Source organism: Streptomyces sp. NPDC006435 (assembly GCF_040612315.1).
Classification (GTDB): domain Bacteria; phylum Actinomycetota; class Actinomycetes; order Streptomycetales; family Streptomycetaceae; genus Streptomyces.
Genome location: NZ_JBEXPY010000014.1, coordinates 146,172 through 168,254, shown reverse-complemented (window position 1 = coordinate 168,254; position 22,083 = coordinate 146,172). Strand labels below are relative to the sequence as shown.

At 70.1% G+C, this 22,083-nt stretch carries 20 protein-coding genes and 2 pseudogenes; 11 read left to right on the top strand and 11 right to left on the bottom strand.

All coding sequences use genetic code 11. The features are described from left to right. The 6 genes and pseudogenes from rpsI to ABZZ04_RS16900 all read right to left on the bottom strand — a co-directional run. Window positions 1-95: pseudogene (gene rpsI / locus ABZZ04_RS16925) on the bottom strand (30S ribosomal protein S9); the annotation flags it as partial. A 991-nt stretch (window positions 96-1,086) separates the two neighbouring features. Beyond that, window positions 1,087-1,257 carry a hypothetical protein gene (locus tag ABZZ04_RS16920; RefSeq protein WP_356932976.1) on the bottom strand — a complete coding sequence of 57 codons (171 nt, stop codon included), beginning with the start codon at window positions 1,255-1,257 and terminating at the stop codon, window positions 1,087-1,089. A gap of 488 nt (window positions 1,258-1,745) precedes the next feature. Further along, complete coding sequence (locus tag ABZZ04_RS16915; RefSeq protein WP_356932975.1) at window positions 1,746-2,306, bottom strand: hypothetical protein; 561 nt, start codon at window positions 2,304-2,306, stop codon at window positions 1,746-1,748. A 333-nt stretch (window positions 2,307-2,639) separates the two neighbouring features. Then, window positions 2,640-3,779: a lipase gene (locus ABZZ04_RS16910; RefSeq protein ID WP_356932982.1), complete on the bottom strand. Its 1,140-nt coding sequence runs from the start codon at window positions 3,777-3,779 to the stop codon at window positions 2,640-2,642. A 70-nt stretch (window positions 3,780-3,849) separates the two neighbouring features. Continuing rightward, the gene (locus tag ABZZ04_RS16905; protein ID WP_356932981.1) at window positions 3,850-4,398 is read right to left on the bottom strand and encodes a YciI family protein; all 549 of its coding nucleotides are present in this window, start codon (window positions 4,396-4,398) and stop codon (window positions 3,850-3,852) included. A gap of 100 nt (window positions 4,399-4,498) precedes the next feature. Then, the gene (locus tag ABZZ04_RS16900) at window positions 4,499-5,077 is read right to left on the bottom strand and encodes a TetR/AcrR family transcriptional regulator (protein ID WP_356932974.1); all 579 of its coding nucleotides are present in this window, start codon (window positions 5,075-5,077) and stop codon (window positions 4,499-4,501) included. 90 nt (window positions 5,078-5,167) lie between these two features. On the opposite strand from ABZZ04_RS16900, the gene ABZZ04_RS16895 reads away from it, so the two are divergent. The 4 genes from ABZZ04_RS16895 to ABZZ04_RS16880 all read left to right on the top strand — a co-directional run bounded on the left by ABZZ04_RS16895 (window position 5,168) and on the right by ABZZ04_RS16880 (window position 7,554). Beyond that, window positions 5,168-5,614 carry a DUF1772 domain-containing protein gene (locus ABZZ04_RS16895; RefSeq protein WP_356932973.1) on the top strand — a complete coding sequence of 149 codons (447 nt, stop codon included), beginning with the start codon at window positions 5,168-5,170 and terminating at the stop codon, window positions 5,612-5,614. A gap of 176 nt (window positions 5,615-5,790) precedes the next feature. Then, window positions 5,791-6,207 carry a DUF4267 domain-containing protein gene (locus tag ABZZ04_RS16890; RefSeq protein ID WP_356932972.1) on the top strand — a complete coding sequence of 139 codons (417 nt, stop codon included), beginning with the start codon at window positions 5,791-5,793 and terminating at the stop codon, window positions 6,205-6,207. A gap of 102 nt (window positions 6,208-6,309) precedes the next feature. Continuing rightward, entirely contained in the window at window positions 6,310-6,990 is a 681-nt protein-coding gene (locus ABZZ04_RS16885) for an O-methyltransferase (protein ID WP_356932971.1), read from the top strand. Between the two features lie 132 nt (window positions 6,991-7,122). Next, window positions 7,123-7,554, top strand: coding sequence for an HIT domain-containing protein (locus ABZZ04_RS16880; protein ID WP_356932970.1), 432 nt, complete (start codon window positions 7,123-7,125; stop codon window positions 7,552-7,554). 25 nt (window positions 7,555-7,579) lie between these two features. On the opposite strand, the gene ABZZ04_RS16875 is transcribed toward ABZZ04_RS16880, so the two are convergent. The 3 genes and pseudogenes from ABZZ04_RS16875 to ABZZ04_RS16865 form a co-directional block, all read right to left on the bottom strand. Next, the gene (locus tag ABZZ04_RS16875) at window positions 7,580-7,984 is read right to left on the bottom strand and encodes a VOC family protein (RefSeq protein ID WP_356932969.1); all 405 of its coding nucleotides are present in this window, start codon (window positions 7,982-7,984) and stop codon (window positions 7,580-7,582) included. Next, window positions 7,981-8,253 (bottom strand): annotated as a pseudogene (locus ABZZ04_RS16870) (LLM class F420-dependent oxidoreductase); the annotation flags it as partial. The gene ABZZ04_RS16875 and the pseudogene ABZZ04_RS16870, both read right to left, overlap by 4 nt. Window positions 8,254-8,341: 88 nt before the next feature. Further along, window positions 8,342-9,499 (bottom strand): nuclear transport factor 2 family protein, encoded by a 1,158-nt coding sequence (locus ABZZ04_RS16865; protein ID WP_356932968.1) that lies wholly within the window; start codon window positions 9,497-9,499, stop codon window positions 8,342-8,344. 95 nt (window positions 9,500-9,594) lie between these two features. On the opposite strand from ABZZ04_RS16865, the gene ABZZ04_RS16860 reads away from it, so the two are divergent. Together ABZZ04_RS16860 and ABZZ04_RS16855 are read left to right on the top strand one after the other, a co-directional pair. Next, window positions 9,595-10,500 (top strand): LysR family transcriptional regulator, encoded by a 906-nt coding sequence (locus tag ABZZ04_RS16860; protein WP_356932967.1) that lies wholly within the window; start codon window positions 9,595-9,597, stop codon window positions 10,498-10,500. Window positions 10,501-10,732: 232 nt separating this feature from the next. After that, entirely contained in the window at window positions 10,733-11,521 is a 789-nt protein-coding gene (locus ABZZ04_RS16855; RefSeq protein ID WP_356932966.1) for an IclR family transcriptional regulator, read from the top strand. A gap of 117 nt (window positions 11,522-11,638) precedes the next feature. On the opposite strand, the gene ABZZ04_RS16850 is transcribed toward ABZZ04_RS16855, so the two are convergent. Continuing rightward, on the bottom strand, window positions 11,639-13,936 hold the full coding sequence (locus tag ABZZ04_RS16850; protein ID WP_356932965.1) for an FAD-dependent oxidoreductase: 2,298 nt from the start codon (window positions 13,934-13,936) through the stop codon (window positions 11,639-11,641). Between the two features lie 433 nt (window positions 13,937-14,369). Here ABZZ04_RS16850 and ABZZ04_RS16845 point away from each other — a divergent pair, with 433 nt between their 5' ends. From ABZZ04_RS16845 to ABZZ04_RS16830, 4 genes are all read left to right on the top strand, one after another. After that, on the top strand, window positions 14,370-15,314 hold the full coding sequence (locus ABZZ04_RS16845; RefSeq protein ID WP_356932964.1) for a sugar ABC transporter permease: 945 nt from the start codon (window positions 14,370-14,372) through the stop codon (window positions 15,312-15,314). Then, a complete protein-coding gene (locus ABZZ04_RS16840; RefSeq protein WP_356932963.1) occupies window positions 15,314-16,237 on the top strand; it encodes a carbohydrate ABC transporter permease in 924 nt (307 codons plus the stop codon). Before ABZZ04_RS16845 ends, ABZZ04_RS16840 begins: the two co-directional genes overlap by 1 nt. Window positions 16,238-16,317: 80 nt before the next feature. Then, window positions 16,318-17,619 carry an extracellular solute-binding protein gene (locus ABZZ04_RS16835; RefSeq protein WP_356932962.1) on the top strand — a complete coding sequence of 434 codons (1,302 nt, stop codon included), beginning with the start codon at window positions 16,318-16,320 and terminating at the stop codon, window positions 17,617-17,619. Window positions 17,620-17,845: 226 nt separating this feature from the next. After that, on the top strand, window positions 17,846-19,159 hold the full coding sequence (locus ABZZ04_RS16830; protein WP_356932961.1) for a BNR-4 repeat-containing protein: 1,314 nt from the start codon (window positions 17,846-17,848) through the stop codon (window positions 19,157-19,159). 53 nt (window positions 19,160-19,212) lie between these two features. Here the strand turns inward: ABZZ04_RS16830 and ABZZ04_RS16825 are convergent, their stop codons facing one another. Then, complete coding sequence (locus tag ABZZ04_RS16825) at window positions 19,213-19,980, bottom strand: hypothetical protein (protein ID WP_356932960.1); 768 nt, start codon at window positions 19,978-19,980, stop codon at window positions 19,213-19,215. A gap of 232 nt (window positions 19,981-20,212) precedes the next feature. Between ABZZ04_RS16825 and ABZZ04_RS16820 the strand changes: the two genes are divergently transcribed. Next, window positions 20,213-22,036, top strand: coding sequence for a BTAD domain-containing putative transcriptional regulator (locus ABZZ04_RS16820; RefSeq protein ID WP_356932959.1), 1,824 nt, complete (start codon window positions 20,213-20,215; stop codon window positions 22,034-22,036). Window positions 22,037-22,083: the final 47 nt, after the last annotated feature.

Here is a 22,083-nt window from a genome sequence, read left to right as displayed (position 1 = left end):
AAGCCGGCCTTCTTCAGCGTGGGACGGTTGTTGTCCACGTCGGCCTCGTTCAGCGCACGGGCCACGCCGAGGCGCAGGGCACCGGCCTGACCCGACGCGCGGTCTGCTCCGCAGACGCGACGCGGTGACGCTACGCGTCACTTCCCAGGAGCGCTCCGCGCTCCTGGGTGTTGGGCCACTCCGTGGCCCTGGGTCACATCTGGCGCTCCGCGCCTGATGTGACGGTCTGCTACGCAGACCTGAACAGCCGCTCCGCGGCTGTTCTTTGGCCCGCTTCGCGGGCTGCTGGCTACGGGGCGGGGTGGTCCTGGTGACGGGGAGTCATGCGGTGCTGGGGGGTTAGATCTGACGTTTCGTCAATTCTGGCGAGATCTGGCACTCGCTCGCCTGGAGAAATGATCTGGTCTTGAGCTTCCTGGTGCGCCCGTATTCACGCCTTGATTCCATCTGAGAACACGCTGCTTTCGAGACCGGATGAATTTTTCTGACACTTCGTCAGAAAAATTCATTCACGACAGAAATGGTGGGAAAAGTAATCAGTTTGACGCTTTATAAAAATGGAGTCGGTGAGCTCCTGTAAATTCTCGTTCGCCCCTTGAGGGAAATTTTTCTGGCAAGGGATTCCAAATACAGGGAGCAACGGAAAAGTGGCTGGTGCCGAACCTGTTGTTTATCCTTTTCGACGGGTTTTGGTGCCGGTCTTGTGGTGGGCCGGGCGGTTGTACGCCTTGCCGGTCGCGAGGACTCCGCCCACGTCATGACGAGTGGCGGGGCGACGGTTCCTCGGGGCCCGGCGGTCGGTCAGGCCCGGGTGTGACGGCTTCGGTGCACTGGAAGGAGTGCCGGTCTCCATGCGCAGGTTCCTGAGCCCCTGTCGGACTCGGGCAGGGGGGTGAGCCTGTTCTCGGCCCGGCCGGCTTCTCCCAGGGGCGTCGTAGGCCACCGGCCGGCGGCCGGACGAGCCGGGACCGGGCACAGGCAGCGATCACCAGTCGGGTCCACCGGTCGACTGCTTGAACAGGCGAGACGTGTGCTCGATGAGGTTGGCCAGGAAAAACTTTTCGCGTGAGGGTGCTGGTCGTCGGATCACCCGATCCGAACGGAGCCGCCCAGGATCTCGACGGACAGTCCGGCCGACAGGTGGACGATGCCCGAAACGTCGTATCCGGCGTCCAGCACGGCCAGGACCTCCGGGCCGCCCGGCTCCCACTGGCCGACTGCATCCATCCGTTCGACGACCTCGCGAATCTGCTCCATGGTCACCCCGGCCGAACGTGAGACAAAAGAGCCGGGCAGCACACCTGTTGGCGTCCGGCGCAGCCATCGTGAGACATCCACTGCCAGCACCAGCCGACCACCCGCCGTACGGAGCCACGTGATCACGGCGATGTTCCGACGCGAGCGCCGGGCCGACCAGCCTGCGTACCGGCCCGTCCGTGCACAGCAGCGTGTCGCCCCGCGCGGTCATGCACGCGTACAACCCCCGTCCGGAAGCCTGGCACTTCCGCATACACCTCCTGCGGGACGTCTTGATGCTCCAGACTCACCACCGCGGCCTTCGTACCAGTTCTTCTGTCTCTGCGACGGAACGAAAGATCAGGCAAAGGCTGCCCTCACACCCGCTGGACCGTGAAAACACCAACCTAATTCAATCCACATTCAACGCCAGCCCATAAAAAAACAAGCCAGGGACTGTCCCGTAAATACCAACAGAGTTCGCCTCATCACCCGACGGGGCACGTTCATCAGTTTCCGCCGGCAGTTCGGCTGTGTCCCAACAGACGCGCCTGCTCGCTCTTGAGCTGTGTGAACCTGTCACGGATGTACTTCCTGAGTTCCCGGCCGGGGAAGGATATGAGTGACAGGTGCTCTTCGTAGTTGCCTTGGGCCCATCGGGCAGCAGTGATCTCGTAGCCCGAGACATGGGCGCAAAGCTGGAGGAGGGCGGGAGGCATCTCTTCCTCGATGAGGAGGTCGGCCTTGGTGACCACCACGTCTCGCATCGCCTTGATGTTGGGGATGAAGACGGTTGTGGCCCAGGTGCGCCACTCCGCAAGTTCTTGCTCGGTAGGTGGTGTGTCATGGCGGAAGGGATCACGACCGTCGGGGCGAGCGTACTTCTCCGAGAAGGTGTCATAGGTCCGGCTGTTGGCTTCCATGAGGGCGAACAACGGCCCGTAGAAGTCGCTCAACTGCTGGTTGACACGAGCGAGCCGGGCCTGCCGCTGCGCAAGGCGCAATCCGTTCAAATAGGTCACCAGATAGCCGATGAACGCCAGCCCGACAGTCAAGATCACTGTAGCCATGACAGACGATGCTATGGGTCTCCTCCCCACCCGGGGACAAGATCGTGCATATGGGCACCACAATCGGCAACTCTGCGGCACAAGGGTGCGGACGCGGTTCGCAAGAGCCGACCGTGGCAGTTGATGGCGTCCTCCGGTCAGGAAGCACGGGCAAGGTGCTCGCCGGTCGGCCCCAACGGTTCCTCCTGTGTCTGACACGCTCCAGCGGCATGGGATCGATGACGGTGGGGTCGGCGGCTGCTGCGGATCATCCGCAGGGGCATTGGGTCGGTGGTGGCTTGGCGGCGCGTGGAGGGGGGCGTGTCCGCCGTCGCACGAGGGACTACGAACAGTTCAGTGGAAGGGGCCGTGGGGTGCGAAGGCGTGGGCGGCGAAGCGCTTGCCCATTCGGCGGTACGCGGCGGCGGTGGGGTGAAGGCCGTCGGTCAGGTCGGCTGTCTCATCCGGGCCGAGCAGTGCTCGTCCGTCGAGACAGTGGAGGTGGGGATCAGACGTCTGTCGTACCGCGGCGATCCGGGCCAGCTCGGTGCGGACCACCGCCAGCGACAGTGCGCCGTCGGCCACATCGGCCGGGTTGCCCAGGGCGGTGATCCTCCCGTCCGGTCCGGTCCTGGTCGGGCCGGGAACCTGTTCAAGGGCCGGACAGCTCACCGGGGAGATCAGCAGCAGCGGGGTGTCCGGGTGGCCGTCCCGGATCGTGTCCAGAAATCCGTGTACTGCCGGGCCGAACGTCCGCAGCCGGAAGGCGGACAGGCTCACGATGTTGATGCCCACCTTCAGGCTGATCAGGTCGGCGGGCGTGTCGCGGATCGTCCGGGCGACGTAGGGGTCCAGCAGAGCGTTGCCCGCCTGGCTGAGGTTGATCACCTCCACCTCTCCGAGCGTGGCTGCCACCACCGGCCAGGTACCGGTCGGGCCGTCAGCCTCGATGCAGTGGCTGATGGAGCTGCCGTGGTGCACCCAGCGGCGGCGCCCGTCCGGCAGCGGTGCCAGCACGTCGCCGTCGGCGCGCAGTGCCACCAGTTCCGTGGGGGTCTGCTGCGGGAGCCACAGTTCGATGTTCTTCATGCCGGTCGGCAGTCCGGCGAACCGTACGGTTCCGGGTTTGCCCGGGATGAGTCGCTGTGCGGCTCCGGGGCCCGCCATTCTCAGCACGTTGCCCACCGGTGTCTGCCGGCGTCCGGCCGGGATGCCGTCAACCAACAGCTCCAGCATGCCGGTTGGGCGAGGGTGGGGGTCGGTGGCGAGTCGGCCGGTGGAGGTGAGTACCTCCAACTCCAGTGCGCGTGCATCGGTGCGGAACACCAGCCGCACCCCTGAAGGCATCACGGTCACTCCGTAGACCGATGGGTTCTGGTACTGCTCCTTGGTCCACGCCGGTAACCGGCGCGGCATGACCCCTGCCGCTGTGGTCTCCAGGTCCAGCGCACCCCGTAGCTCCACCGGTCCGCCCACCAACGGGACCGTCCGCATCGTCACCGTCACCGCTCCTGTCCCAGGTCCATGTGCTTCGGGGATGGCGTCGGCCCGGTGCCCTCGTGGTTCATCGGCGTCCACCGGGCTCCCAGTTGTGGACTTCGATGGTCGCGTACCGGTCCGGGGTCAGGGTGGCGCGTGCCGTGTCCGGGTTCGGGGCCCGGAGCAGTGCGGCTGTGCCGAGCCATGTGTCGCCGTCGTCGGACAGCAGCGGCCCGTATGCGATCAGTTCGTCCTGGTCGGGTGGTGGGGTGAGGTCTGCGGCGGGACCTTCGCCGAGGCCGAGGAGCAGGTACTGGTTGCCGCTGCTTCGGTCACCGGGGAAGTCCCACATGGTGCGCCCCAGTACGTTGTGCCATCGGCGCAGCAGCACGTCCCGGTATGCCCCGGCCTGGTAGTTGGGCTCGTCGAAGGCGAATGTGCGGGCAGCGGCGGGGTCGGGCAGGTCGACGATGTGCACGCTTCCGGTGGGTGTCTCACCGTCGTCGGCGAAGGTCGGGCCGCGGGCGATCAGTTCCTTCGTGTACCGGTCCATGTAGGACCAGTGCTTCTCCAGCAGTTCTTCGCGCAATGCGCGGGAGTCCGGCCGGTCTCGGTGGTAGCAGAAGTACTCCATGGTCACAGACCCTTCCTCGCCCGGGGCAACGTTTCAAGCGGCTTTGTCGCCGAAGGCTCCCGTGTTCCGAGCGGAACAGCGTTCCGTCGGCCGGGGTGTGTCAGATCTTGGCGAGTCGGTCCACCAGTAGTTGCACTCTCCGTTCGGTGTCTTCCGGTGGCAGTCGTCCCGATCGGGTCAGGGTCGCCACTCCGTGGAGGGATGCCCAGAACACCTCGGTGAACAGTCCTGGGGCGATGCCGTTCCCGGCGGCTCCTTCGAGGCACTCCTGCAGGGCGGCGAAGGCGTCCTTGAGGGGTTCCGGGGTTTCTTCCTGTGCGTATGCGAGGCCGCCGTCGAGTTGGAAGAGTGCGTCGTAGACCGCCGGGTTGCGTGCGGCGAAGTCGAGGTAGGTGCGGGCTAGGGCGGTGACCCGCTCGCGGGGGCCGTCCGCGGTGGCGGTTGCGGCTCGTACTTCTGCGGCCATTTCGGTGGCGCCCTGGAGGGCGACGGCGCCGATGATCTCGCGTTTGCCGCGGAAGTGGCTGTAGAGGACGGGCTGGCTGTATTCGATGCGTTCGGCGAGCCGGCGGGTGGTGACCGCGTCCCAGCCCTGTTGCTCGGCGAGTTCGCGGGCTGTCGCCACGATGAGGCGTTCGCGCTCGGCTCGTTCGCGTTGCTTGCGTTCCTGTACCGACATGACTCGATCCTAGCATCGCTAGACATTCGAGCGGCAGCAGTACTAGCGTTGACCCATCAGCTAGCAATGCTAGATCCCGGGAGGATCGTCATGCTCAACGCGCTCGAGATCGTCACCACCGTGATAGTCGGCGTGATGGTGGGGGTGGAGTTCTCCGTCGCCTTCGTCATCGGCCCGATCCTCAACGCCCTCCCGGAGGACAGCCGTCAGCTCGGCCACGCCCACGGGGGCCGGATGCTCGGCGCCGTGATGCCGGTCTGGTACATCGGCTCGCTCGCCCTCGTAGGCGCCTGGGCCGCCGCAGGGTGGCACCACCACGGCACCGGCCTCGTCGTCACCGCCGGCGCGCTCCTGCTCCTGAGCGTGGTCATGTCGCTCCTGCTGCTCGTTCCGATCAACGACCGGAACAAGACGTGGACCCCCGAGAACCGGCCCGAGGACTGGAAGGAGCAGATGAACCGCTGGGAGCGCTGGCACTACGTCCGCGTCGCCGTCATCATCGCCGCCTTCGCCCTGCTGGTCACCGCTCTCGTCTGAGCCCACGGACCCACCTGCCCGGCAGCCGGCCGCGTGCCCGGAGTGCAGCAGCCGCAGCCGGAGAAGCCCCGCCCCCTCCCCCGGGCAGTCGCGCATCCGCACCACGCCGGGACGTGAGGCCGACGGCGCCCGCACCCGCCACTGAATCCCGCGCCGAACCTCGAAGGAGAAACACCGTGTCGCTGAAGAACGTCAACACCGCCCTGGCCATCGCCTGCACCCTGTTCGTCCTCTACCTCGGGCTGTCCTTCATCCTGGCCCCCGGGGCGTCCACTCCCGGCGTCGGCCTGCCGAGCTGGCCCGACGGCGACGGCGGCGGTTTCCTCGTCATGAAGGGCATCCGCGAATTCTCGATGGGCCTGGTCATCGGCATCCTGCTGGTGACGGGCCACCGCCGCGCCCTGGGCTGGGTCCTGCTGATGGAGGCCGTCGCCCCGTTCGGCGACATGGTCAACGTCCTGGCCCACCACGGTTCCGTCGCCGCCGCGTTCGGCATACACGGCCTGACCTCGGCGCTGGTCGCGCTCACCGGCCTGCTGTTCCTCCGCGAGACCGGCAAGGCCCGCAAGGTTCCCGCCCCGGTTCCCGCCTGACGGCCGCATGCGGGCTGCCGCGGTTGCCCACGGGTTCGCCGCGGCCCCGGAGGGGGTAGTGTTCGCACTGGTCAGACAGTAAGTATCGAAAAGGAACTCACTATGTCGCAGGATACCTGGTCGGCTGTCGACGCCTACTTCAACGGGCATCTGGTGGAGGAGGACGAGGCGCTGACCGCCGCCCGCGAGAGCTCCGTCGCCGCAGGTCTTCCCGCGCACGAGGTGGCTCCCAACCAGGGCAAGCTGCTCCACCTGCTGGCCCGGCTCGGCGGCGCCCGCCGGGTGCTGGAGATCGGAACGCTCGGCGGGTACAGCACCATCTGGCTGGCCCGTGCGCTCCCCGAGGGCGGGCGTCTGGTGACGCTGGAGGCGGACCCGGTGTGTGCGGCGACCGCCGCCGCGAGCATCGCCCGTGCCCGGCTCGGCCATGTGGTCGAAGTGCGTGAGGGCCGGGCCGCGGACACCCTGCCGCAACTGGCAGAGGAGATGCGGGAGCAGGGTACGGAACCGTTCGACCTGGTCTTCATCGACGCCGACAAGCCGTCCAACCCGGAATACCTGGAATGGGCCCTGCGGCTGACCCGGCCCGGCAGCCTCATCGTCGGGGACAACGTCGTGCGCGACGGCGCGGTGGTCTCCCCGGACACCGGTGACGCGCGGGTGGACGGCGTCCGCCGTTTCACCGAACTGGTCGGCGCCGATCCCCGTCTGGAGGCCACCGCGCTCCAGACCGTCGGCTCCAAGGGCCACGACGGCTTCCTGGTCGCGCTCGTCACCGGCTAGGCCCGCCGCCCCGAATCCGCCCAGCCCCCACCCCACCCCTCCCCCCCCCGGCCCCCGACCCCGTCTCCCGTCTCCCGGCCCGGAAACGGCCGGCCGACGGGGTCCGGGGCGGCTGTGACAGGGTGGGGCGGCATGGACTGCGTCTTTTGCCGGCTCATCAGCGAAGGCACCGCCCGCTGGGTGGCCCGGGAACCCGAGGCCTGCGCCTTCGCCCCGCTGGACCCGCTCGCGCCGGGGCACACGCTGGTGGTTCCCACCCGTCATTACGCGGGTGTGTTCGACACCCCGCCCGATGTCCTGGCCGCTTCGACGGTGCTGGTCCAGCGCGTGGCGGCGGCCATGCGGACGGGGCTGGGCGCTTCGGGTGTCAACGTCCTGAGTGCGAGCGGGCCCGGGTCGGAGCAGTCCGTCCCCCATCTGCATTTCCATGTCGTCCCGCGGTGGGCGGACGACGGGATCTCCACGTGGCCGGCCGGCCGGTCCCGCCATCGCCTTCCCGGTGATCCGGTCGAGCGGCTGGCCGGGGCGCTCGACCTCGGCCGGCCGCCCCGTCACGGGAGTTGACCCCGTACCGGCCCGAGCCGGGTGTTCAGCCCGCCGGTGCGGAGGGCACGGATGTCGCGGCGCGTTCGGCCGCGCTGCGCAGGACGCAGAACTCGTTGCCCTCGGGGTCCGCGAGGACGGCCCAGCCCGTGCCGTCGGGTTCCCGGCGGTCGGCGACGAGGGTGGCGCCGAGGCCGAGCAGCCGTTCGACCTCCTCCTCGCGCGAGGTCTCCGGGCGCAGGCACAGGTGGATTCTGTTCTTGGCGGTTTTGGGTTCGGGCACCTGGTTGAAGTGGAGCAGCGGGCCCTGGGGCAGCATCACCGCTGTTTCCGGGGTGCCGGGTTCGGCTTCCGGGTGCAGGGGGCTGCCGAGTGCGCGGCTCCAGAACAGGGCCAGTTGGTAGGCGTCGGTGCAGTCGATCGCCACGTTCTGTATCACTGATGAGGTCATGGGTGTGAGCCTGCCCGGGTGGTGTCGGGTCCGCCACCGGCCGGGAGGGGTCGGTGCTGTTCGTTTCCGGTGGTCTGGCGGGGTGTGGGGGCGGGGGCGAGTTCGCGCCATTCTCGTCGGGGCGGTGCGGCCGGGTCGGCGGTCGGTATCTGCAGGCAGACGTGGTCGGCTCCGGCCCGCAGGTGTTGCTGTACGCGTCGGTGGATGGTTTCGGTGTCCCCGTGGGCGACGATCGCGTCCACCGGGCGGCGGCTCGGGCCGCCGGGCAGGTGCGCCGGCTGCTGTCCCTTGCGCTCGACGCGGTGCGCGGGAGGGTGCGTGGGGGCGTGTGAGCCGTGCCGGTGGGGTGATGTTCCGTCAGGGGTTTTGGTGGTAGGCCTTGTTGGCGATGCGCCAGCCGTTGTCGGTGCGGACCAGCAGGAAGATGTCGGTGAAGGTGTCCGTTCCGTGCGAGAGGGTCATGGTCGCGGTGGCGACGGTGCCGTGGACGTCGAGGGTGTCGATGCGGCGGGTGCGGGCCGGTTCGTCGGGGGCGGGGTGTCCGGGGAAGAGTGTGCGGTACTCCTCCAGGGACCAGGAGACGAATGCGCCGTCGCGGATTCCTTCGATGTGGGCGGTGGGCAGGAACGCGTCGTGGAGGTGGGCGGGGTCGCCGGTGGCGTGGGTGCGGATGTAGGCGTGCAGGGGTGCGAGCACGGTGTCGGGTGCGGCGGGGGCCGTGGCTGCGGTGGCGATGTCGGCTTCGGGGTCGGTGGGGGTGTGGGCGAGGCCGGCCGCGCTGCGCAGGGGGGTGTTCGATGCGGCGGCCAGCAGGTTCATGTCCTTGGTCAGTGCGCCGATGGTGAACTGGGCGGGGGTGGTGGCCGGTTCGCCGGTGAGGAGGGGGCGTTTGGGGGCGACCAGTGCGCCGAGCCGGCCGAGTTCGAGGATGTCCAGTGCCTGGTTGCGGGGCAGGCCGAGGGCGTCGGCCTGGCGCAGTGAGTCGCGCAGTGCCAGGACCGCGCCGGCGAGGCTGTTGTTGGCGATCAGTTTGAGTGCGGCGGCGGTGCGGGCGTCGTCGACGCGCAGGGGGGTGCCGAGTGTTTCCAGGACCGGCCGGGCCCGGTCGAACGTGTTCCGGGTGGCGGCGGTGAGGATGTGGAGGGTGCCGGCGGTGGCGGCCGGTACGGAGCCGAGCACGGGGGCGTGGATGTAGGAGGGGCCTGTCTGGAGGGCCAGTTCGGCTGCTTCGGCGGGGGCGATGGTGCTGGTGTTCAGCACGATGGTGTCCGGGCGCAGTGAGTCGCGGACGGTGTCGAGGACCTGTCGGCAGGCCGGGCCGTCGAAGAGGGACAGGAGTACGAGGTCGGCCTCGGTGACGGCGTCGTTCGGGTCGCCGGTCGTGCGGTGTGCGGCCGGGTTCTTTCCGGAGCGGGTCCAGCCGATGACGTCGTGGCCGCGGGCGGTCAGTCGTGTCGCGAGGGCGTTGCCCATGCGTCCCAGGCCGAGGACGGCGACGGTGTGCGGTGTGGTCATGGGTGTCAGGGTCGTGCACCGGTGTGGTTGCGACAAGCGCAGGTTTCGCAGGGCCGGTATGCGCAACTCGCATGGCTGGTGGGCATACTGGCGTCGTGGATCTGACGGTGTGGCGGACTTTTGTGAGTGTGTGCCGGCTCGGTTCGCTGTCGGCGGCGGCGGCCGAGCTCCATCACACGCAGTCGGCGGTCTCCCGGCAGGTGGCGGGGCTGGAGCAGCAGCTCGGTGTGGTTCTGGTGGAGCGTCATGCGCGTGGGGTGCGTCCCACTGCGGCCGGTGAGGTGTTCCGTCGTCATGCCCTGGTGGTGCTCAATGAGGCGGACCGGGCGGTGCGGGCGGTGTGTGATGTGCGGGACGGGGTGCGTGTCCGGCCGTTGGCGGTGGGGGCGACGCCTTCGCTGGCTGCGGGGATCGTTCCGGAGGCCATCGGGGGGCTGCTGGAGTCGGAGTCCGTCCGGTGGAGTCTGCTGCCGGGGCTGAGTGCGCAGTTGCACGACCGGGTGGTCGCCGGTGATCTGGATGTCGCGGTGGTCACCGATGCGCCGCCGGGGCCGGTGCAGGATGTGCGGGTCGAGCGTCGGTTGCTCGGGCTGGACGAGATGGTCGTGGTTCTGCCTGCCGGGCATCCGCTGGCCGGGCGGGGGCCGGTGGGCATGCGGGCGCTGGCCGGGGAGGTCTGGGCCGAGGACAACGATGGTTCGGCGGCGTTGCTGCGTCAGTGGGCGGCCCGTGCGGGGGTCGGTGCCCGGATCGATCTGGCTGCGGCGGATCTGCCGGGCAAGCTGGCTCTGGTGGCGACGGGGCATGCGGTCGCGCTGGTGCCGGGGGTGCTGGTCCGTGCGCTGCGGTCGGATGTCGTCGCGGTGGCTCTCGTCGATCCTCCGGTGCGGGGGGTCCATGTGCTCACCCCGCGCCGTGATCCCCATCCTTGTGCGGGGGTTCTGTTCGAGCGGCTCGTGGAGGTGTTCGGGGGGCGGGCGGGGACCGGGGGGCGGGGGTGAGGGGTGCTGCGGGCGGCAGGGGTGCGGTGTGTGGTTGCCGGGGTCCGGGCCTTGTGGGGTGGGGTGTTGTGCCGGTGGTGTGGGTGTGGTGTGTGGTTGCGGGGGCCTTGTGGGGTGGGGGGTGGGGGCTGTATTTGTTCCGGCTGCGGGTCGGTGGATTTCCGGAACGGCCCGGAACTGGCACGGTATGCTGATGCAGATTGTGCAAGCGATTTGCAAAATGAGGAGGGTCATGGCTACTCGGGCGGCCGACGCCGGTACGAACCAGAGTGTCGAACGAGCGGTCTCGGTGCTGCGTGCACTCGACTCCGGCCGTGCTGAACTGCGCGTCTCCGATGTCGCCGAGCTGACCGGGCTGGGCTCCTCCACCACGTCCCGGCTCCTGTCCACCCTCGAGCGCCTCGACATGGTCGAGCGCGATCCGGTCAGCAATCTCTACCGGCTCAGCCTCGGGATGCTTCCGCTCGCCGCCACCGCCCTGAACCGCCATCCCGTCCACCGGGCCGCCCGCATGGTCCTCCAGGATCTCGCCGGCCGCACCGGGCTGGGGGCCAACGTCGCCATCCGGCGCGGGACCGAGCTGATGTTCCTGTGCAACTTCGAGGGGTCCCGTGCCCCGAAGTCGTACACGCAGGCCGGGCACAGTGCCCCGCTGCACGCCACCAGTATCGGCAAGTGCCTGCTGACCGGGCTGACGCCCAAGGAGCGCCGCAGGCTGCTTCCCGAGCCGCTGGCGGCGCACACCGAGTACACGACCACCAGCCATGACCTCCTGGACGGTGAGATCGAGACCGTGCGGCGCACCGGGTACGCCGTGGAGGCCGAGGAGCGTGCCCTGGGGCGGGCTTCGCTCGCCGCGCCGGTCCGGGACGCCTCGGGAGAGGTCGTCGCCGCGATCTCCCTGTGGGGGCCCACTTCCCTGCTGGGCGGCCGGACCGAGGCCGAGGGGCAGCGGCTGGCCCTGACCCGTGAGGTCATCGAGGCCGCCGACGTCATCAGTCAGGCGCTCGGCGCCCTCTGACCCGCCGCGCACCCCGCAGCTCCGCGGGCGCCCCTCGGGCGCCCGGACGGGAAAGGAAAAAGGGGGGGTGGTGAAGGCCCTGCGGCCTTCACCACCCCCCTTTTTTTCGTCTGCCGGTTACGCGCCGTACGCCTTGAACGCGATCACGTGGGCGTGCCGTGCCCCGTGGGTGGCGTCCACGACCAGGCGCAGTGCGTCGGTGCGCACGGGGCCGCCGTCGGGGCCTTCGAGGTGGTGCACGCGGTGGCGGCGGCGGTTGCCGGTCACCGTGAGCAGGGTGTGCCAGGTGCCGTCGGGCTCGCGGCTCTGGATGCGGTAGTCGCGGACCAGTTCCGGCATGATCTCGAACGGGGTGCGGTGGCGGTGCAGGTTGTTGAGGTATTCGTCGACGTCGTCGTCGAACACCACGCGTGTTTCGGTGAGCTGCTGCTGTTCGTCCCAGTCCAGGAGCAGCCACTGTTCGGCCCGGTCGGGGTCGGGCAGGGGGGCGGAGGACCACATCTGGGGGCCCTTGTAGGGGCGCTGGTATCCGCCGACGGCCCGCTGGGGCAGGAAGGCGGCGGTGTCGGGGGTGGCGCGGAAGGCGAAGGTGTGGCGGCGCAGGCCGCGGGCCTGCCATTCCAGGACGAGCTGGCCGTCCTCCTCGGGGATGTCGTGGTCGACGGCCGCGTCTCCTTCGGCCTTGCTGCGCAGGGCGAGGACGCCGTCGGTGCGTTCGGGGAGCAGGACCAGGGCCGTGTCCGGGCAGGCGCGCACGATCAGGACGGCGTTGTGCGGGGTGTCGGGGTGGTGGTCGAGGCGGGCGGTGACCCAGTGGGGGCCGTCGGCCGGGACGGTCACGGTGGTGGTGAGCAGGCGGTCGGTGGGGACGGCGTTCTCGGGGCGGCCGGTGCTCCACAGTTCCACGGTCAGTTCGCGGGTTTGGCCGGGGGCGCCGTGGACGAGCAGGTCGACCGTGTCGAGTGCGGGGTCCACCGGGAGGAGCAGGGCGAGGTCGCGGGTGAGGGGGTGGGGCTCGCCGGGGGTGGCGGGTGCGGGTTCGGCGGCCAGGCGGTTCTGGTGCGAGGAGGCGGTGACGCGGGCGGTGCGGGCGAGGTTGTCGGGGTCGTCGTCGGCGAGGCCGATGACTGAGGCGTCCTGGCGCAGGAGGGTGCGGCGGACCAGGTCGGGGTGTTTGGTGGCCAGTTCGCGGGGGGTGAGGTTCTCGGTGGTGCACAGTGCGGCGGCGGTGCCGGCGGCTTCGCCGAGGGTGGCGCAGGTGGCCATGACGCGGGTGGCGCCGAAGGCGATGTGGGTGGCGGAGATGTTGCGTCCGGCGAACAGGAGGTTGGTGACGTTGGCGGAGTACAGGGAGCGCAGGGGTATGTGGAAGATGCCGTCGGCGTAGCGCTGGCGGGCGCCGGGTTCGTCGGCGTACATGCCCTGTGCGGGGTGGAGGTCGACGGACCAGCCGCCGAAGGCGACGCGGTCGGTGAACTGTCGTTGTTCGAGGATGTCCTGCTGGGTGAGGACGTGGTCGCCGAGGAAGCGGCGGTATTCGCGTTTGCCGGGGAGGCTGCCGACCCATTCGAGGGTGAGGTTCTCGGCGTCGGGGAACTGGCCGGAGTTCTTGATGTGGTCCCAGATGCCCATGATCACGGCCTGGAGTTCGTCGCGGATGCGTTCGTTGTCGTGGACGGTGTCGAGTTCGCCGCCCCATTCGATCCACCAGTAGTCGCAGCCGTTGTCGCCGGTGCGCAGGACGCGGTTGCGCAGGATGGGGGTGGTGGCGAGGTCGCGGGCGTAGGCGGGGGGGACGAATTTGACGGGGCGGCCGGTGTCCTTGGTGTGGAAGAGGATGGTGGAGCCGAGCAGGGCTCCGTCGGCTTCCTCGGGGGCCCAGGGTTCGCCGAATTCGGCCTGTGCTTCGCGGCCGATGCGGTGGTGGGCGCCGGTGAGGTGGCCGAGCAGGCCGTCGCCGGTGCAGTCGAGGAACTGCTGGGCGTGGAAGGTGATGCGGCGTTCGGAGCCCATCATCCAGCCGGTGCAGGAGTGGATCTCGCGTGCGTCGTCGGGGCCGGTCGCGTGGGCTTCCCGTACGTCGGTGTTGAGGTAGAGGTCGATGTTCGGTTCGGCGCGTACGGCGTCGAGGACGACCTGGTCCCAGTAGTAGGGGTTGCCTTCGGGGTTGCGGTACTGGTTCTCGGTGTACAGCTCGCCCATGATGCCGGTCTCGCGGGCCCAGCGGTGGACGCCGTGTGCGGTGGCGCCGCAGACCCAGACCCGGATCTCGCTGCTGGCGTTGCCGCCCAGGACGGGGCGGTTGTTGACCAGGGCGACGCGTCGGCCGAGGCGGGCGGCCGCGATGGCCGCGCAGGTCCCGGCCAGACCGCCGCCGATGACGGCGATGTCGTAGTGGGCGTCTTCTTCCCGCACGGGGCGGCCTCCTTGGTGTGAAGCTCGGGTACTCTCCGGCGTAGCGGAGCGCCTTGAACGTACATCACATGCATATTGTGCAACCACTATCCAGCTAGTGGGATGTGCTGTAGATTTCCGGCGCAGTCGACGATGCCGTCGCCGTGGGCCGACGGCTGGATTCGACCTGTTCGGCGATGCCGCCGTCCTGCTATGGAACCGGCGTTTCGCCAGCCAGAAGGGTTGACGTCGTCGCGCGATATGGAGAACGATCCCGCATGCTGCAACTTGCGTTCAATGGAGCATGCATGGCATTCACACAGGGACCCGGCCGGGACAGGGGACGGGGCGCGCTCGCGCCCGTGCCCGGCCGCGCCGCGCCCGCCCTCCGGCGCGCGGCCCGTCGTGCCATGCCCCGTACCACCGCTCCCGCACCGTTCGAGAGGACACATCCATGAGTACGGCCGCACCTCCTCACAAGGCCGCACCCCCCCGCACAGCCGCCGAGCGCCGCGGGCGGTCCGGCGGGCGGCTCTCCAACGGCGCGTTCGCACTGCTGCTGACCGCACCGGGGCTCGCCCTGTTCGCGACGATCATCATCTATCCGCTGATATCGGCGCTCTTCACGGGTTTCTTCAAGCAGGACCTGCGGCTTCCGGGCCGTGAGTTCGTCGGCCTGGAGAACTTCGCGCACTGGCTGGACGGCGACTTCCTCACGATCCTCAAGCAGACGATGATCTTCACCGTCGGCGCGACGATCTTTCCCTTCGTGATCGGCTTCGCGCTCGCGCTCGCGCTGAACTCGGGCCTGAAGGGCAGCGGCTTCCTGCGCGGCCTGTTCCTGTTCCCGTGGGTGATCCCGGGCGTGGTGGTCTCCTTCCTGTGGATGTGGATCTTCAACGCGAACTACGGCGTGCTCAACGGCATCCTGATGAAGGCCGGGATCATCGAGGAGTCGATCTCCTGGCTCGGCCAGCCCGGCACCGCCATGCTCGCCGTCATCATCACCAAGACCTGGGCGAGCTTCCCCTGGATGATGGTGATGCTCCTGGCCGGCCTGCAGACCGTGCCCAAGGAGCTGCACGAGGCGGCCGCGATGGACGGGGCCGGAGCGGTACGGCGCTTCTTCGCCGTGACCTGGCCGCAGGTGCGCGGGGTCGCCTCGATCGTGCTGCTGCTGGAGTTCATCTGGAACTTCCAGCACTTCGACACCATCTACGTGCTCACCGGCGGCGGCCCGGCCGGCTCCACCGAGACCTTCGCGACCGCCGTGTACCAGACCGCCTTCAAGGGCTTCGACATCGGCCGGGCGACCGCGCTGGGCGGCCTGTGGATGCTGCTCCTGCTGCTCCTGGTCGTCGTCTACATCCGGATCACCGAGCGCAAGGGCGACGCCTGATGACCTCCACCACCTCCACCACCCCGCTGTCGCGCACCGGCCGGCACCGCACCCAGGCCGCGCCCGCCGGGCGCACCTCGCGGCGCCGCATCCGCAAGGACCTGCTGCGTTCGCGGATCGCCGCCTGGAGCGCGGTCCTGGTGATCGGCGCGTTCGGCATGCTGCCGGTGTACTGGCTGCTGGCCACCGCCCTGAGCAGCCCCGAGCAGACCTTCCAGTTCCCGCCGAGGCTGATCCCCACCGAGATCACCTTCGACAACTTCACGGCCCTGGCCGAGAACGAGCAGCTGATCTCGTACCTGGTCAATTCCCTGATCGTGGCCTCGATCACCGCCGTGCTGAGCGTGGTGGTCGCCACGTACATGGGCTACTCGTTCTCCAAGTTCCGCTACCGGGGCCGGCGCTCGCTGATGCACCTGGTGCTGGCCTCCCAGATGTTCCCCCAGGCGCTGCTGCTGGTGACGCTGTACGCGGTGTTCTCCAGCTTCGGGCTGCTGAACACGTACACGGCCCTGGTGCTGTCCTTCACCACGTTCACGATGCCGCTGTGCGTGTGGATGCTGAAGGGCATCTTCGACACCATCCCCGACGCCCTGCTGGAGGCCGCCTCCATCGACGGCGCGTCGCGGTGGCGGACGCTGCACTCGGTGGTGGCGCCGCTGGCCGCGCCCGGGATGATCGCCGCCGGCCTGTTCGCCTTCGTCCGCGGCTGGAACGACTTCATCTTCGCCGTCACGCTGGCCGACAAGGAGAAGCAGACCCTGCCCCCCGGCCTGGTCTCCACCTACATCGGCGAGTTCCAGACCGCGTGGCCCGAGCTGATGGCCGCCTCGCTCGTCGTGTCGGTCCCGGTGGTCATCGCCTTCATGTTCCTCCAGCGCTACCTCGTCGGCGGCATGACCGCCGGCTCGGTCAAGAGCTGAAGTCCGCGGGCCCCGTCCCCCGCACCCCTCCCCCCACCTGCTTGCCCCTTTCCGCCCACTCCCCCATCCATGGAGACACCATGACCACCTCTGGCATCAGCCGGCGCGGCGCGCTGCGCATGTTCGGCATCGGCGCGCTCGGCGTGGCAGGCGCCGGCGTGCTGGGCGCCTGCGCGCCGTCCGGCGCGAGCTCCTCCTCCAACGGAGGCGACACGAAGTCCAAGGACTTCGACTTCACCTCCTGGTCGCTCAACGAGGAAGCCGCCAAGCCTGCGATCGAGAAGATCATCAAGGCGTGGGAGAAGGCCGAGGGCTCCAAGATCCGCGCGGTCTCGTACCCGTACAACGAGTACCTGAGCCAGCTCACCCTCAAGCTCGGTGGCGGGGAGACCACCGGCGCGGTGCACCTGGACATCGCCTGGCTGGCCGCGGTGGCGCAGATGGGCAAGCTCGCCGACCTCAGCGCGGTGGCCCTCAAGGGCGGCTACACCAACGTGGCGCTGGACAGCGGCATGTACGACGGCAAGCAGTACGGCCTGCCGTGGAACACCGGCTCGATCGGTGTGATCGCCAACTCCAAGCTCCTGGCGAAGGCCGGCATCAAGAAGCACCCCACCACCATCGAGGAGTTCGAGGGCGCGCTGCGGGAGCTGAAGGGGCTTGGCGGCGGCGTCGTGCCCTATGCCGCCGCCACCAAGGTCGCGCAGCTCAAGGACATCTTCCCGTGGATGCAGACCTTCGGCTGCACGCTGCTGGAGGGCAACAAGGTCACCATCGGCGACGACGCCTCCGTCGACGCGGTCACCTGGTACAAGAAGCTGCACGACGAGAAGCTGATCGCCGCGGATGTGGACCGCTTCGACGCGCGCGCCCTGTTCGGGCAGGGCAAGGCCGCCTTCTACGACGACGCCATCATCGGCAAGGGCGTGACCGCGGCCCAGTCCAAGGACAAGACGCTGGCCGACGCGATGCAGCCGATGAAGCGTCCGGTGCTGCGCGCCGGTGACAAGCCGCAGGCGCTGCTGTGGGGCGGTGTGATCGCGATCGTCAAGGGCAAGGGGCAGGACGCGGCGACGCAGTTCGCGCTGCACGCCACCTCCGACCGCGCCACCACCACCCAGTACTTCACCGAGCGCGCCCTGCCGCCGTCGACCACCGCGGGCCTGTCCGACCCGAAGGTCGCCGAGGACACCTTCACCACCGAGTGGACCGAGAAGATCACCGACACGGCCACCGGCAGCCCGTTCTGGCAGTTCGCGCAGAACGCCCAGATCGAGGAGGCCGTGGCCAAGCAGGTCCAGGCCGTCCTGGTGGGCAAGGAGAAGCCCAAGGACGCGATGAAGAAGGCCGCCGAGGAGGTCACCGACCTCATCAAGCGCTGAACTCTCGGCCGGCGCCCCGGGGGCCCGGTGCGGACCGTTGCGGTCCGCACCGGGCCCTCGGGCGTTCCGCACACGCATTCCTCAAGACGTATTTTGAATCCGCATTGTGCAACTTCTGTTCATCATCCGGGATTCGCTGTAGGCTCCCGGCGCAGCGGACGGGGGCGGGCCAACCTGCAAGGTCCGTTCCCGTCCGCCTCACCCCACGCCCGCGAAGGAGTTCACCTTGCGACGTCCCACGGCACGCGCGTACGCCGCCTCGGCCGCGGCCCTGGCCGCTCTGCTCACGGCACTGCCGGCCGCCCATGCCGGCAGTGCCGACGGCGCCGGTGGTGTGGCGGCGGCGGCGACGGTGATCGAGAAGGTCCCGTACGCGATGGACTCGTCGAACCAGGCCGCCTGGTGGACGCCGGTCGCCACGTACAAGGGACGCGGCCAGTACACGTACTTCGCCTTCAACGAGCCCGGCTCGACGGCCGCCACGCACCGTCCGGCCATCGCCCGGCGCGACCCCGACGGGGTCTGGAGCCGGCTGCCGCTGCTGAACGGCGACGGGCAGCAGGCCGAGTTCCCCGACGACAACGGGCACAACCAGCCCTCCGTGGCGCGCGACGGCAGCGGCCGCCTGCACGTGTTCGCCTCCATGCACGCCAACTCCTGGCGCTACTTCCGCACCGAGGCCCCCGGCACCGACGTCACCGACCACGCGGCCGAGCTGCCCGACCAGGGCGTGGGCATCACCTACCCCGTCGTGACCACCGCGCCCAACGGCGACCTGTACCTGGCCGCCCGGGTCGGCTCCGGCGCCGACCAGCGGCCCGGCAAGCTGTACCGCTGGGACAACGCCGCGGCGCGCTGGAGCACGGTGGCCACCTTCGCCGGGGCGCTGAACCGTTCCGTGTACCCCGACGACCTGACGGTGGACTCCGCCGGGCGCGTGCACCTGCTGTACGAGTGGGCCAAGGCCCCGGCGACCGCGTTCCGCCACCAGCTGTCCTACCTGCGCTACGACCCGGCGACCGGCGCCTTCGCCGACAGCACGGGCGCGGCCGTCACCACCCCGGCGACCCCCGCCACCTCCGACGTGATCCAGGACCTCACCGCGGGCGAGGAGTGGAGCATCGACAACGCCTACACCGGCCCGGCGGTGCAGAGCGCCAAGCTCACCCTGGACGGCTCCGCCCCGAAGGTCGCCTACCGCTACCGCTCGGCCGACAGCGGCGGCAACTTCCGCGTGTACTACGCCTACCCGAGCGGCAGCAGCTGGGTCAGCAAGACCGTGTACGCGGGCGGCCAGACCGCGGCGGCCCTGGGCATCACCTGGAACGCGACGGACACCAAGCGGGTGTACTACATCACCGGCACCGGCACCGACCGGGTCTTCGCCGCGACCCAGGCCGCGGACGGGACGTGGACCTCGCAGTCCGCCGCTCCGGGCGTGAGCGCGGACCGGCTCGCGGTGCAGCGGGACTCCGACGGCAAGGACGTGCTCTACCTGCCGGACGTCGCGCACAACTCGCTCTACTACGGGCTGCGCTGAGGCCCCGTCCGCCCGTTTGCCGTTGTGCGGGGCGGGGCGGGGGTGAATGCCCGTCAGGTCCGGGGCAGTGCGAGCCAGATCTCCGAGAGGCTCAGGCCGTGCTCGCGGTGCACCGCGCCGCAGGGGCAGCCCAGTTCGGCCCGGCGCCAGTCGCAGGTCACCGTCCACGGGCCGTCGCTGCCCCCGCACCGCGGGCAGCACACGGTCCCGGCCGCCCACACCCCTCTCGCGGGCCGGGTGAAGTGGCGGAACCTGCCCGGGTGGCGGGCCCGCCAGGGCTCGACGGGCGGGGTGAGCCCCGCGTCGCCGGGCCGGCTCGTCGCGGCGAGGGCGGTGAACAGGCCGGCCAGGCCCGGGAGCAGGGCCTCGCCCGCCCCGGTCGGCGGCGCTCCCGGCACGGTTTCGTACCGGGGGGCCGCGGCCGCGGCGGGCGGGCCGGGGAAGCCGTGCCAGGGCAGCAGGGCGCGGGCGAGGGCGGCCAGGAGAGCGGCGGCGGACGGGCTGACGGCCCCGGCGTCCAGGTGGTGGACGGTGGTGCGCAGGATGCGCTGGAGCCGTCTGTCCCGGTGCGTCCGTTCCTTTCCGCGTGCGGCGGCGTCCCGTCCGGCCGGCAGCGGGGCGGTGAGGCGGGCCAGGACGGCCCGCACCGCCTCGGCGTCCGCCGGGGACAGCCGCCACCGGTCCTCGGCCAGCAGCCGCCGGGCCCGTTCGCTCTCCAGGACGAGTGCGCGGTCCCGCAGCGGCACGACCGGTGCCTCGGCCCGTGCGTGCGGGTCCGTCACCGCGTCCCCCGCCTTCCCCGTCGTCTCCGTCTCCCCCATTCCCCTTCTCTCCTTGTCCGCTTCTCGTCTTCTTCCCGCTTCTGTTCCGGCCGGTGATTCTCGCAGGCCGGGCGGTGCGGCGAAGGGGGTACGGGCCTGCGGGTGCCGTGCCCGGAAGGCCGCGCTCCGGGGGCGGTATCGGTGTGCGGGCTTTGGCGATAACCCATGGATAAGGGTGCCGCCTACCTTCGGGTTCCATGCAGGAGGCTCAGACCTGAAAGGGGTTTGCCGCATGGACTTCCGGATTCTCGGGCCGGTGGAGGCCCGGCGTGAGGGGGACTGGATCGCGCTGTCCGGTTCCAAGGTGCACACGGTCCTCGCCGCGCTGCTGCTCGCGCACGGGCGGGTCGTCTCGGACTCCCGGCTCAGCGCGATGCTGTGGGGGTGGGACCCGCCGGTCACCGCGAACGCGCAGATCTACACGTACATGTCGCGGCTGCGCAAGCTGCTGGGCGACGGGGTCGAGATCGTGCGGCGCCAGCCGGGGTACATCCTGCGCACGCCCGGGGCCCTCATCGACGTCGTCGAGTTCGAGCGGCTGGACCGGCTCGGCCGGGAGGCGCTGCGGGAGCGGCGTTACGCCGATGCGCAGGCGCTGCTGGGCGAGGCGCTGGGGTGGTGGCGCGGTCCGGCCCTGTCGAACGTGACCGAGTTCCTCCTGGAGGCCGAGCTGCCGCGGCTGGAGGAGGCGCGGATGCTGGCGCTGGAGAACCGTATCGAGGCGGATCTCGCGCTGGGCATGCACGAGCAGGTGACGGCGGAGCTGACGGGGCTGGTCGCCGAGCATCCGGTGCGGGAGCGGCTGCGGGCGCAGCTGATGACCGCGCTGTACCGGTGCGGGCGGCAGGCCGATGCCCTGCAGACGTACTACGAGGGGCGCAAGGTGCTCGTCGACCAGCTGGGGGTGGATCCGGGCGAGGTGCTCGGGGCGACGTACCAGGCCGTGCTGGGCGGGGAGTTGCGGCTGCGGGGTGCAGGGGCGGCGCGGGGGCGGTCCGATGTGCCCGCCATGCTTCCCGCTGCGGAGGGTGATTTCGTCGGCCGGGCCGCGGAGCGGTCGCTGCTGGCCGCGCGGCTGGCACAGCGGGCGGAGCGGCCCCGGCGTCTGCTGGTGACGGGGATGGCGGGGGTGGGCAAGACGGCGCTCGCCGTGCGGGCCGCCCAGGACAGTGCGGGCCGTTTCCCCGACGGTCAGCTCTTCGCCGAGCTGTGCCACCGCGACGGCAGTCCCAAGGATGCCGGTGAGGTGCTGGTGCGGCTGCTGCGTGCGCTGGGCGAGCCGGGTCTGGACGAGGGTTCCTCGCGGGCCCTGGACCGGGACGAGCTGGTCCGGCTCTACCGGGCGCGGACCTCGGGCAAGCGGCTGCTGGTCGTTCTGGACGACGCGGCCGGTGATCTGCAGGTGGCGCCGTTGCTGCCCGCGAGCCCGCAGGCGGCCGTGCTGATCACGAGCCGGTCCCGGCTGGCCCGGGTGGCCGGGGCGGACACCGTGGCCCTGGCGCCGCTGGGTGACGAGGAGTCGCTGGCGATGCTGGTGGCGGCGGCCGGTGCGGAGCGGCCGGCGAAGGACCCGGATGCCGCCGACGACCTGGTCGCCCACTGCGGGGGGCTGCCGCTGGCGCTGGCCGTGGTGGGGGCGCGGATGGCGGCGCGGCCGTCGTGGCCGGCCGGCCGGTTCGCGAACCGGCTCGCGGACCCGGCGCAGCGGCTCGCGGAGCTGTCGTTCGGTGATCTGGACGTGCGCGGGGCGTTGTTGCCGTCGGTGCGGCGGCTGGCCGCTGCCGGTCCGCAGGCGCTCGCGATGCTGTCGGGTGCCGGTACGGAGCCGTTCTCGGCGCGGGACGTCTCGGTGCGGCTGGGGGTGCTGGAGGACGAGGCGGAGCGGGTGCTGGAGTTACTGGTGGACACCGCGCTGCTGGATCTGTCGGGGCTCGATCCGCAGGGGTTGCCGTTGTACCGGTGTCATGAGCTGGTTCTGCTGTACGCGGCGGCGCCGGATCCGGCCGCTTTCGCTCCGTTGTCCGCCGTGCGTGACGGCGCCACCGCGGTCGGGTGACCGCGGTGGCCGGGGCGCGGGTGGCCGTGCCGTTCACGGGACGGTCG